Origin of the sequence: Actinomadura sp. HBU206391, from assembly GCF_014323665.1 — a bacterium.
In the GTDB taxonomy this organism is placed as follows: Bacteria; Actinomycetota; Actinomycetes; order Streptosporangiales; family Streptosporangiaceae; genus Actinomadura_C.
The window spans coordinates 1-11734 of record NZ_JABVEB010000178.1 but is presented as its reverse complement, the minus strand read 5'-3'; the positions used below and the strand labels follow the sequence as shown (position 1 = coordinate 11734).

Sequence of the window (11734 nt, the reverse complement as noted above, 5' to 3'; positions counted from 1 at the left end):
CCGGCACATCCGTCAGCACGCCGGCCGCTTCAGACCCAGGCCCCGCCCCCGCGGCATCCGACCGCCGAAGCGAGGAGGCATCGGGTCCGTCCTGGGCTCTGGTCGCCCTCGGCGGCGTGGCCGTCGCGCTGACCGCCGCCATCGTGATGGCCGTCCGCAGGGGCCGTCATGACGGATGAGCCCCAACGGGACCAGGGCCTTCTCGGCACGGACCGGCAGCTGCTGGTGCTGGGCGCGGCCGCCGTCGCACTGCTGTCGCTGGCCGTCGTCCTGCGCTTCGGCGGGGCGTTCCGACCGGGCGTTCCGACGCTGAGGCAGGCGGGTCACCTCACCACGGTCGGGTTGCCGATCTCCAAGCTCGCCATGAACACGGCCGGCGCCATCACGGTGGGCTGGCTGCTGATGGGCGTGGTGTTCCTTCCGGGCGAGGGACCTGACCTGTCCGCCGCCGGGCGGCGTTGCATGCGCGCCGCCTCGCTCAGCGCGGTCGCCTGGGCCGTGTCCACGCTCGCCCTGGCGTCCTTCTCCACCTCGGAGCTCGTTGGCATGCCCGTCACCACGGTGATATCGGGCGCCGACCTGCTCGGCTACCTGTCCGACCTGCCCCAAGGTCGTGCGCTGCTGGGCGTCACCGTCGTCGCCGCGATGCTGTCGGTCGCGGCCGGCCTGCCGCGTACGTCCGGCGGAGCCGGATACCTGCTGGTCCTCGCGATGCTGGGCCTGCTGCCGCCGGTCTTCACCGGCCACTCCATGTCCACGGGAGACCACGCGCTGGCCGTCTTCAGCCTGGCCGTCCATGTCGTCGGCGCGGCCACCTGGGTGGGCGGGCTGGTCGTGCTCGTCCTGGTCGGAGCACGGGTCGCGGATCGGCTCCCGGACATCGTTGTCCGCTACAGCGGACTCGCTCTGGTGTGCTTCGCCGCCGTGGGGGCGAGCGGGCTGGTCAACGCCTGGATCCGGCTTGGCGGCCCGCACCTCGGGTCCCGCTACGGCGTGCTCGTGACGCTCAAGGCGGCGGCGCTCGCGAGCCTGGCCGCGCTGGGCTGGTGGCATCGCCGTTCGAGCATTCCGGCGCTGCGAGCCCACCGCCGCACCCAGACCTTCGCACGCCTCGCCGCGGTCGAGATCGTCATCATGGCCGCCGCGTTCGGCCTGGCCGCCGGCCTGTCTCGGACACCGCCACCACCGTCCGACCTCCCGCTGGAGACCAGCGCGGCGGTACTGCTGGGCTTCCCGCTTCCCGGGCCGCCCGGCCTCGGCGCGTACGCCCTGGACTGGCGGTTCGATCCCCTGTTCCTCGTGCTGGTGGTCACCGGGGCGGGCCTCTACGCCACCGGCTTGGTGCGGCTACGTCGCAACGGGGACCGCTGGCCCCTGCCCCGCACCCTCGCGTGGTTCGCCGGTCTCGCGATCGTGCTCATCGCCACCTGCGGCGCTCTGGGCCGCTACAGCATGGTCCTGTTCAGCGCGCACATGGTGCAGCACATCGCGCTCGGCATGCTGGCGCCGACCATGTTGCTGCTCGGCGCTCCCCTGACCCTCGCACTGCGCGCTCTGGCCGGGGCCCCGGCCGCGGCCGGCCGGACTCCGCGTGAACTGCTGGTCGCCGTACAGCGCAGCAAGGTCATGCGAGTACTCGCCCACCCCCTGGTGGCGCCGGCGATCTTCGTCGTCGGCCTGTACGGCTTCTACTTCTCACCGCTGTTCGAAGCGTCCATGCGCGACCACGCCCTCCACGCACTCACCATGGTCTTCTTCCTCGTCACCGGACTGCTGTACCTGTGGCCCGTCATCGGCGCGGGCGCCGGACCGCACCCGCTGCGCCCGGTGACGCGGCTCATCCTGACGCTGGTCGTCATGCCTTTCCACGCCCTCTTCGGCATCGGCCTCATGAGGTCGAGCGGTGTGCTCGCCGGCGACTGGTACGCGGCGCTCGACCGCGACTGGGGCGCCTCGCCGCTCCATGACCAGCACATGGGCGGCGGCCTCGCCTGGAGCTTCGGCGGGCTGGCCACGCTGGTGGTCCTGCTCGTCCTGGCCTGGCGATGTGCACGTGGTGACAGTCGCGATGCCCGAACGCGCGACCGGATGCCCGGCCGCGCCACCGAACCCGCACAGACCGATGCTCGCGACGGCACGCGAGAGGTCATGAGCGCCGAGATCCGGCCACGGTCATGAGCCGAGAACCTCGGTGTTCTGGCCGGCGACCAACGGCCATCGTCCCTTCTCCTTGGCCATGAGTCTCGGCGGCTCCGGTGATCGGTGATCGCAGTGCTCAGGCCGTGAGCACCCGGCGCACTGCGACGGCCACGGCGCTCGGATCGGCCGCGGGCAGCACCGCGGCGATGTGGGCGTCGGGGCGGATCAACCACGCTTCGCCGGGCCGGGCGGTGAGCGCCTCGGCCAGCCGGCCTGAGGGGTCGATCTCGTGCAGCCGCAGCACCGTGAGCGGCGCGGCGGTGGCCCGCCGGGCCGACCGCCCGAGGGCCTCGTGGTCGCATTCCGCGGAGAGCAGCAGGGTGAGCCCCTCCCGCACGACCTCGCGAAGGCGTACGGCATGTGGCCGGCGCGGGATCGTGACCGGTGCGTCGGGCACGATGACACCGGGCGCCGGGAGGGGGACATGCCCCTTGGGCGGGCGACCGGAGAACGGGCGGCTCGGTTCGGGTGTGGTCAGCGGGGAGTCGACGTACCAGTAGGGCTCGGCGAACCGGCCCGAGTCGACGGTGGCGGCCGCGGTGGCGCGGTCGGCGGCGCCGGCGTGGAGGATCTCGCGTCGGGCCCGCCACTCGGCCTCGCCCTGCGGCACCAGGAACCGCATCGTCGCGCCCGTCACCTCGAGGTTCTCCAGGGCGGCCGCGTGCCGTTCGAGGTGGTAGGTCTCCAGCAGGTCCGCGGGCGCCCATCCTCGGGCGACGAAGGCGATCTTCCAGGCGGCGTTCTCGGCGTCGGGAACGCCGGAGTTGAGGCCGCGGGCGCCGAACGGTGCGACGAGGTGGGCACAGTCGCCGGCCAGCAGGACGCGACCCACGCGCATCCGGTCCACGATCCGCGAGTGGAACCGGTACACCGATCGCCACACGATCTCGTAGGGGCGGCCGCCGGTGACCTGCCTGATACGGCGGTCGAGCCGGCCGTCGGCCTCCTCGGCCGCCAGGTCGAATCCGGGCGGCACCTGCCAGTCGATCCGGTACGTCGAGCCGGGGCAGGGATGGATGAGAACCTGCCGGTCCGGGTTCCACGGCGGATCGAAATGGAAGCGCCGCTCATCCTCCCAGCCGGGCAGTTCGGCCCGGATGTCGCAGATGAGGAACCGATCGTCGAAGCTCGTTCCCGCGAATCGCAGCCCCAGTGCCCGGCGCACGACACCGCCGCGCGCGCCGGTGCACGCGATCACGTACGCGGCCTGCACGACGGCGCCGTTCGCGCATTCGACCGTCACACCGTCGGCGTCCTGGGTCAGCCCGCTGACCTCATGGCCCCAGCGCATCTCGATGAGATCGGCGGCGGCGACGCACCCGTCGAGGATCTCTTCGGTACGGGCCTGCGAGATGTTGACGAACGGCGGCAGCGGCGACCGGCCCCGGTCGGTGAAGGTCCAGGAGAACAACTCCCGGTCACGGTAGTAGGTGCGGGCGGTGGTCCAGGTGAGGCCTTCCCCGGCGATCGCGCCCGCGCCCACGGCGGCCCAGATGTCGAGGACGTCCCGCTGCTGGCAGATCGCCTTGGAGCCGACCGGATCGCGCTCGAGCCGCTGATCCAGCATGATCACCCGCAGTCCCCAGCGGGCGAGCAGCAGCGCCGCGGTCTGCCCGACGGGGCCGGCGCCGATCACCACGACGGGGTCCGGCATCGTCAGCCCTGCAACTGGTCCCACACCTGGCGGTCGCGTTCGGCCGTCCAGATATACGGACGGTCGATGCCCGACAGCTCGTCCCACAGGCGCGACACGTTGAACGGCAAACAGTGCTCGAAGATCGGCCAACGGCCGTACCGCGGCTCGAGCTCGCCGTGCACGGCCTCGAACGCCTCCTTGAGGGTCCCACCGCGTTCCTGTACGGCCCGTACCTCCCGCATCATCACCCGCAGGAAGTGGCGGGTCTGGTCGATCGCGGCGTCCACCGCGTCGCGGCCGTACGCCACCGCGCCCCGGCCGCCGACCAGCGTCTCGGCACCGAGCGCGGCGACGGCGTCGAGCGTGCCCGACGCCCACTCCCGGTGGAAGGCGTCGCCGGTGTAGAGCGCGGCCTGCGCCTCCACCAGATCGCCGCCATAGAGGATCTTCTGCTGGGGCAGCCAGGCGATGATGTCGCCCTCGGTGTGGCCCCGGCCGCAGTACCGCAGGACCACCTCACCGCGACCGCCGCCGAGGTCGATGGTGAACCGGTCGCTGAAGGTCGCGGTCGGCCAGGTCAGGCCCGGGATGGACTCGGGCTCCTTGAACAGCCGCGGCATCCGGCCGAGCTCCGACTCCCAGTCCTGCTTGCCGCGTTCGGCGACGAGCCTGCGGGTGTTGTCGTGCGCGACGATCACCTCCGCGTCGAAGGCGCTCGCGCCCAGCACGCGTACCGCGTGATAGTGCGACAGCACCAGATAGCGCACCGGCTTGCCGGTGTGCTGACGCAGCCGGGTGAGCCACTCCCCCGCGGCCACCGGAGTCGCCAGCGCCTCGAAACAGACCAGGAAGTCCTCGCCCTCGATGGCACCCACGTTCGGATCACCTTCGGCCGTCAGCGCGTACACACCGTCGGCCAGAACCTCCAGCGTCTGCTGCTTGTCCCCCAGATCGGCCGACGAGGCGAACGGCTTCGGCATGGAGCCTCCTCGAAATTCTGTGATCGCACTCGCACTCGCATTTCGAAGTCAGAGTGAGAATAGATCCGCACCGCACAGATCGCCTACCGGATCCTGCGCGCCCTCGCCGCCGAGCTCCCGTGAGTGGCCGTTCGCCTGCGGGCGTAGGCGGCGGCCGTCCTCGTGTGATGAGGTGACGGTGTGACCACGGCCGACCGGCTCGATCGGGGGCGTAGCTCTTTCGCGAGGAAGGCGTGGGCAGAGGCATATGCCCACCTGGCCGCCGTCGATCGCGAGTCGGGGCTCGAGGCCGGCGATCTCGAAAGGTTCGCGATGGCCGCCTATCTGGTCGGCAGGGACGGCGACAGCGCCGGCCTCTGGGAGCGCGCGCATCACGAACTGGTGAGCCGGGGCGATGCGGTACGGGCCGCGCGGTGCGCGTTCTGGCTGGCCTTCGGGCTGCTGAACAGAGGTGAGTCGGCGCGCGGCGGCGGCTGGCTCGGGCGAGCGGCGCGGTTGCTCGACGAGGGCCGGTACGACTGTGCGGAACGCGGATATCTGGTGATGACGGCTGGGCGACAGCGCGTCATCGAAGGGGATCACGCAGAGGGGTATGCCCTCGTCGGCCAGGCCGTCGAGATCGGCGAGCGGTTCGGCGATCTGGATCTCGTGATGCTCGCGCGGCACGTCCAGGGCCGTGCGCTCATCCAGCAGGGCAAGGCCGCCGAGGGGATGGCGCTGCTCGACGAGATCATGATCGCGGTCACGGCGGACGAGGTGTCGGCGATCGTCGCCGGGACGGTGTATTGCGGCCTGATCGAGGCGTGCCAGGAGGTCCACGATCTGCGCCGGGCCAAGGAATGGACGGTCGCGCTCACCCGCTGGTGTGAGTCCCAGCCCGATCTGGAGCCCTACCGCGGTCAGTGTCTGGTGCATCGTGCCGAGATCATGCAACTGCACGGCGCCTGGACGGACGCGATCGAGGAGGTGCGGCGGGCGTGCGAGCGGTTCCTTCGCAGGTCCGATGATCCGGCCGCCGGCGCGGCCTTCTACCAGCAGGGCGAACTGCACCGGCTGTGCGGCAGGTTCACCGATGCCGAGGAGGCCTACCGCCAGGCGAGCCGGCGGGGGCGAGAACCACAGCCCGGCCTGGCGTTGTTAAGGCTCGCGCAGGGACAGGTCGGCGCGGCGACGGCGGCGATCCGCCGCGTGGCCGGCGAGGCGAGGGATCGCGCGACCCGCTCCAGACTGCTCGCCGCCTACGTGGAGATCGTGCTCGCCGAGGGCGACGTCAGGGCCGCGCGTGCCACGGCCGATGAGCTGTCGGGCATCGCCGCGGACCTCGGCGTTCCGCTGCTGCGCGCGACGGCCGCCCAGGCGCATGGCGCCGTTCTGCTCGCGGAAGGCGACGCGCGGGCCGCCCTGCCCGAGTTGCGCCAGGCGTGGACGGCCTGGCAGGACCTCGAGGTGCCGTACGAGTGCGCGCGCGTCCGGGTGCTCGTCGGGCTTGCCTGCCGACGGCTCGGCGACGAGGACGGCGCGAAGATGGAACTGGACGCGGCACGGTGGGTCTTCCAGCAGCTCGGCGGCGCACCCGACCTGGCCAGGGTGGACGCGCTGGCCGGAAAGACGGTCGCCGGAGCGATGGGCGCGCTGACCGCACGTGAGACCGAGGTCCTCGCCCTCGTGGCGACCGGCAGGACCAACCGCGGGATCGCCGATGAGCTGTTCCTCAGCGAGAAGACCGTGGCGCGCCACGTGAGCAACATCCTCCGCAAGCTCGGGCTGCCCTCCCGGGCGGCGGCCACCGCCCACGCCTACGAGCATGGCCTCCTGTAGGCATCCCGCGGATCCGCCTACACAGAATCACCCACGACGGTCGTGCCGCTGATTTGCGTGTTTCTCTCGACGCGGTGAACGCCGGCTGGCGCCTACCGTCATGCCACGAGCACTGGTCGTGAGATCCGGAGGAGCGGTCATGGGCGGCAGCGGGGGCGTGCCCGGGGGCGCGCGCGAATGGGTCGACACGCTGGTGATCGGCGCCGGGCAGGCGGGACTGGCAACGAGTCACTGGCTGACCAAGGCAGGACTCGACCACCTGGTCGTGGAGCGGCGGGGCCGTCTCGGCGGCGGCTGGAACGACCGCTGGGACGGCTTCTGCCTGGTCGCACCGAATTTCACCGTCCTGCTGCCCGGCATGCCCTATGCCGGGCCCGATCCGGACGGCTTCATGTCGCGCGCGGAGGTGGTGGACCATGTGACGGAGTACGCCGCCGCGATCGGCGCGCCGGTACGTCTGGGCACCACGGTCACCCGCCTCGCCGCATCAGATGATCACCTGGTGGCCTACACCGGTGCCGGGACGATCCATGCCCGCAATGTCGTGCTAGCGACCGGGCCGTACCAGCGGCCGAACGTGCCGGCCGCGTCCCTGCATCTCCCGGGCCGCATCCAGCAGTTGCACTCCCATGAGTACCGGCGTCCGGGACGGCTGGCCGCGGGCGCGGTGCTCGTGGTCGGCACCGGACAGTCCGGCACGCAGATCGCCGAGGAGTTGCACGAGGCGGGCCGCGACGTTCACCTGGCCGTCTCGAGATGCTTCGCCGCACCTCGTCGCTACCGTGGCCGCGACACCATCTGGTGGATGCTGCAGATCCTGCTGCACGGCGCCGACGTTGGCCATCCCTTCCCGACCGTGGCCGACCTCCCGACCCCGGCCGCCCGGTTCGGCTGCGACCCGCACCTGTCCGGCAAGGACGGCGGTCACGACATCGACCTGCGGCGATTCGCTCGGCGGGGGATGCACTTGTACGGGCGGCTGGAGTCACTGGACGAGTGGGGATATCCGCGTCACGTCAGGGGGGTCACCACGCATCCGGGTTTGTACGCGGTCGGGCTGCCGTGGCTGCACTCCGAACCGTCCTCGGTGTTCGCCGGCATCGGCGCCGACGCCGCGCACATCGTCGAGCACATCGCCGGTCGTCGCATCGGGCGCCACGCCGGTCGAACGCGGTCGTGAATCGGCGCTGTGACAGCGGGAGCACCTCGCTGACCGCGCTGCCGGTGAGCCGCAGTTCGGCGAGCACCACCCAGGGGTCCGCCGGGCAGGCGGGACAGGGCCGCCGCCCGGCGCCGTCACCGGTGTCGCACCACAGCGCGCCGCCGAAGTCCGGGTACACGTGCCCGGGCAAGGGCCGGTACGACGAGGGCAGCTCGTTCAGCACCTTGATGACGAACCCGTCCCGGATCCGGCTGTACTCGCACTCCCCCGAGCAGCCGCAGCCACAGCCACCGGCGGCGGCCCGGACCGGCGCGGTGGGACACTCGGCATAGCGGACCGCCAGGTACACGGGGTCGTCCACCGGTCGCCGCAGGCGGACCGTGGCGCACCACGGGTCGGCCGTACCGGAACAGGGAACCGCGTCGCCCGCCAGGTCCTCCTCGAACACGTTCACCGGGACCTCGGCGTCGATCAATATTTCGTCGCCCTGCGGACCAGAAAGCAAACACTTGCCCAATCACCCCTGGTCTTGCGCGTGGCTCCGTTAGACCGGACCCGTGCACGCCCCTCTGAACCGCCGGAACACCCGGGTCTTCGTGGGGATTCACCGTCACGCCACCCACCCGGTCATCACAGCACGACACCGCTTGGCCACATTCGGCAAGGATCGGCCGGGCAAGCCCATGGTGTGGACGGCGCGACCCCGGTACGCTCTGAGGCGCTGTAAATGCATATATGTCAGATTGTCAGGGACGGTTGACCACCGCCGCGCCGGGTCCCTCTCTTTGTGCTGCGAGTGCCGAACCTCGCCCATGTCAGGCGACCTGGGTTTACCCGGGAATGAGGCGACCGGGACCGCCGCAGGCGACGACCTGAAGGCATTTTCTTTCACCGGCGCCGCGAAGGAGTAAATCAGTGACCGAATCCGAGCCGGAGATCGAGGACATCGACGTGCCCGAGGTACCGGAGCCGGAGGTGCCCGAGGAGGGCGTCATCGATCCCGGCGACACCTACGTCGAGGGAGTGGACGCCGATGGCCCATGACACCACCGCACCTGCCGGACGGCCCCCATACCGGCTGACGACCACGGATGACGACCACGCTCTCACTCTCCCCGTATTGGAGGCCTCGGCGTGAAGCTGGAGAAGCGATCCGTTTTCGGCTGGCCCAGGAGCGCCGCCGGTTCGGCATCGCCGCGCAACGGGATCGCCGTCCACTACGACGGCAGCAACCAGGGCCTCGCGAAGAAGAAGCACGCCTCGTGCCGGACGTACTGGCGCGACACCCGGAAGTTCCACATGGGCCCGAGCCGGGGATGGGCCGACATCGGCTACAGCTTCGCGGTATGCCCGCACGGGATCGTTCTCGAGGGCCGCGGACTCAACAAGGTCCAGGCCGCACAGCCCGGTGGCAACGAGACCTGGTACAGCGTGACGTTCATGAGCGGCCCGTCAGAGTCGCCCACGGCCGCCCAGGTCAACGCGTTCAGGGAGCTACGGGCCTGGCTCAGGGGCAAGGAGGTCGGGCCGGCCCTGAGACCGCACAGCGCTTTCACATCGACGTCGTGCTGCGGGAACATCCTTCGCAAGCTGATCAACAACGGAACACTCGCATCGACCAAACCGTTCGAGGAGGAACTGGATATGAACGCTGAGGAAGTCTTCAACGCCGTCTGGGGACGCGACTCGATTCCCGCTCCCCCCGGCGGCCCGAGCGGCCCGAACTGGAAGGGCTCGTCCTTCCTGACGAACACCTACCGGGACATGGCCAAGGACTCCGAGGTCAAGGCCCTTCGCAGCGAGATGGCCGAGCTGAAGAGCGAGCTCGCCGAGATCAAGGCGCTGCTCAGCGCCGCTCTGCCCCCCTCGGGATGACGGTGCCCGGCGGCGACGTGACGCCCATCGGCGTCACGTCGCCGACCCGGCCGGATGTGCGCGGAGGTTTCACCTGAGAACCCGGTGGCAGGCTCAGCACGGTGGATGACGTGTGGGATCTGGTGATCGTCGGCGGTGGCCCGGCCGGCTCGGCGGCGGCCCTGCGCGCCAAACAACTGCGCCCGGAGGCTCGGGTCCTCCTGCTCGACCGGGCCGCCTTCCCCCGGGACAAGGCCTGCGGCGACGGTATCGCGGCCCATGGCCGCGACGAACTCGCCCTGCTCGGCCTCCCCGACCTCATCGCCGACCACCGGCCGACGCGGCACCTGTCGGTGATCTCCCCTGGCGGCGCGCGCGTCTGCGCCACCGTCGCCCGGCCGAACTACGTGGTGCCGCGCAAGGTGTTCGACGCCCGCCTCGTCGAGGCTGCGAGAGCGCGCGGGGTCGAGGTTCGCCGTCACCGTGTTCGCGCGCTCGTCTCCCACCGCGATCGCGTCGTCATCGACGGCGTCCTCACCGCCCGCGCGGTCGTCGGCGCCGACGGGGCCAACTCGGCCATGCGACGTCTCATCGGCATGCCGGCGCCGCCCGACCGGCACCTCGCGATCGCCGTCCGGGGGTACGCGGACGTACCGGCCGACGACGATGTCCAGCTCATCGTCATGCAGCGGGAGGGATGGCCCGCGTACGCCTGGTCGTTTCCGATCGGGGACGGCAGCGCCAACGTCGGCTTCGGGATGCTCCTGCCCCGGCTGCGGGCCACCGGCCGCCCCGGTCGGGAGGTGCTGCACGGCCGGCTCGCCGAGATACTGCCGCATCTGCCCGCCCGGGACCTGCGCGCCCACCACCTGCCTCTCTCGCCCGGCCGGCCGGGGCACGGTGCGGGCCGGGTGATGCTCGCCGGTGACGCCGCGGGCCTCATCAATCCGCTCACCGGCGAGGGCATCTACTACGCGCTGCTCTCCGGGCGGCTCGCGGGGCAGGCCGCCGTCCAGGCGGCCGGTGATCCGCTGCCCGCCTACCGGCGCGGGCTCCAGAACGCCCTCGGACGTCACCTGCGCACCACCGACGTGCTGGCCAGGGCCGCCCAGTCACCGAGCTTCATCGATGCCGCGATCGACGTCGCGTCCCGACGCCAGCGGGTCTTCGATCTGCTGGTCGAGGTGGGCCTCGGCGCGGGCGTGGTGCCGCTGCCCATCGCGGGCGCCGTGCTCGGCCGCTGGCTGCTGAACGGCATTCCCGGCAGATGACCCTGCATCCCGGCAGATGACCGTGAGGCCCGGCCGGCATCGCACATGGAGCCGATGCCGGCCGCGCGCCGCACTGAGCGGGTTCAGGCGGCGCTCAGCTGCTGTGCGTCGAGGCGCTGTGATAGTCGGTGTAGGTGTAGGGGTTGTCGAGGATGGCCGTCTCGGGAATGTCAGGGTTCATCCCCTTTTGCCATGTCTCCTCACCCATCGTCGACCGGAGGTGATCGACGGTCCGCTCGATCTCGGCGCGGGCCGCGGCGAGATCGATGCCGACCAGGCGGTGCTCGTTCTTCACCACGCGACCGTTGACGAGGACGGTGTGCACATCCCCGCGCTGGGCCTGGAACGCCACGTGGCCGAAGGGGTTGAGCACCGGGAACGAGACGGGCGAATGCTCGTTCTTGATGAGGACGATGTCGGCCTTCTTACCGGCCTCAAGGCTGCCGAGCTCATGGTCACGGCCGAGGGCGTGCGCCCCTCCGCGGGTGGCCCAGGCGACGACCTGGTCGGACCGCAGGCTGCAGTGCGTGACGGTGTCGCCGTTGGCGTGCGCCTCCATGTGCACGCGGGAGCGGTCGGCGCCGAGCGTGGTGCGCATGGCGGAGAACAGGTCACCGCTCCACCAGACGCTGGTGTCCATCGAGAGCGACACCGGGATGTCGTGTGCGCGGACGGCCCAGGTGGGCGGGTAGCCCTGGCCGGCGCTCTGCTCGCTCTCGGTGGAGACGGAGATGGAACCGCCGCTGGCGGCGATGCGGTGGTAGGAGTCCGCGGACAGCGACGCGGCGTGCACGTACACCGTCTCGGGGGTCAT

General features: G+C 71.1%; 10 protein-coding genes. 7 read left to right on the top strand and 3 right to left on the bottom strand.

Annotated elements, in window-relative coordinates:
• Positions 1-168 precede the first annotated feature (168 nt).
• Positions 169-2178: a bifunctional copper resistance protein CopD/cytochrome c oxidase assembly protein gene (locus HKK72_RS29730; protein WP_187237755.1), complete on the top strand. Its 2010-nt coding sequence runs from the start codon at positions 169-171 to the stop codon at positions 2176-2178.
• Positions 2179-2275: 97 nt separating this feature from the next.
• On the opposite strand, the gene HKK72_RS29725 is transcribed toward HKK72_RS29730, so the two are convergent.
• Both HKK72_RS29725 and HKK72_RS29720 read right to left on the bottom strand, forming a co-directional pair.
• Positions 2276-3853 carry an FAD-dependent monooxygenase gene (locus HKK72_RS29725; protein ID WP_187237754.1) on the bottom strand — a complete coding sequence of 526 codons (1578 nt, stop codon included), beginning with the start codon at positions 3851-3853 and terminating at the stop codon, positions 2276-2278.
• A gap of 2 nt (positions 3854-3855) precedes the next feature.
• On the bottom strand, positions 3856-4815 hold the full coding sequence (locus HKK72_RS29720; RefSeq protein ID WP_187237753.1) for an MBL fold metallo-hydrolase: 960 nt from the start codon (positions 4813-4815) through the stop codon (positions 3856-3858).
• A gap of 180 nt (positions 4816-4995) precedes the next feature.
• Here HKK72_RS29720 and HKK72_RS42440 point away from each other — a divergent pair, with 180 nt between their 5' ends.
• From HKK72_RS42440 to HKK72_RS29695, 6 genes are all read left to right on the top strand, one after another.
• Positions 4996-6633, top strand: coding sequence for a LuxR C-terminal-related transcriptional regulator (locus HKK72_RS42440; RefSeq protein ID WP_315987508.1), 1638 nt, complete (start codon positions 4996-4998; stop codon positions 6631-6633).
• Between the two features lie 139 nt (positions 6634-6772).
• Positions 6773-7813 (top strand): flavin-containing monooxygenase, encoded by a 1041-nt coding sequence (locus HKK72_RS29710; RefSeq protein ID WP_187237752.1) that lies wholly within the window; start codon positions 6773-6775, stop codon positions 7811-7813.
• Positions 7810-8127 (top strand): hypothetical protein, encoded by a 318-nt coding sequence (locus tag HKK72_RS29705; RefSeq protein ID WP_187237751.1) that lies wholly within the window; start codon positions 7810-7812, stop codon positions 8125-8127. The genes HKK72_RS29710 and HKK72_RS29705 overlap by 4 nt, the downstream gene beginning before the upstream one ends.
• A 583-nt stretch (positions 8128-8710) precedes the next feature.
• Positions 8711-8839: a hypothetical protein gene (locus HKK72_RS41540; RefSeq protein ID WP_261987323.1), complete on the top strand. Its 129-nt coding sequence runs from the start codon at positions 8711-8713 to the stop codon at positions 8837-8839.
• 90 nt (positions 8840-8929) lie between these two features.
• Entirely contained in the window at positions 8930-9670 is a 741-nt protein-coding gene (locus tag HKK72_RS29700) for a peptidoglycan recognition family protein (protein ID WP_187237750.1), read from the top strand.
• A 101-nt stretch (positions 9671-9771) separates the two neighbouring features.
• Positions 9772-10920, top strand: coding sequence for an NAD(P)/FAD-dependent oxidoreductase (locus HKK72_RS29695; protein WP_315987507.1), 1149 nt, complete (start codon positions 9772-9774; stop codon positions 10918-10920).
• A gap of 94 nt (positions 10921-11014) precedes the next feature.
• Here HKK72_RS29695 and HKK72_RS29690 read toward each other — a convergent pair.
• Positions 11015-11734, bottom strand: a 720-nt coding sequence (locus HKK72_RS29690) for an amidohydrolase family protein (protein WP_187237749.1), incomplete at its 5' end; no start/stop codon positions are given.

Bases quoted from the DNA above. Each gene is read 5' to 3' on its own strand.
- HKK72_RS29730 (WP_187237755.1), top strand. From the start codon at position 169: ATGACGGATGAGCCCCAACGGGACCAGGGCCTTCTCGGCACGGACCGG.
- HKK72_RS29720 (WP_187237753.1), bottom strand. From the start codon at position 4,815: ATGCCGAAGCCGTTCGCCTCGTCGGCCGATCTGGGGGACAAGCAGCAG.
- HKK72_RS29710 (WP_187237752.1), top strand. From the start codon at position 6,773: ATGGGCGGCAGCGGGGGCGTGCCCGGGGGCGCGCGCGAATGGGTCGAC.
- HKK72_RS29725 (WP_187237754.1), bottom strand. From the start codon at position 3,853: ATGCCGGACCCCGTCGTGGTGATCGGCGCCGGCCCCGTCGGGCAGACC.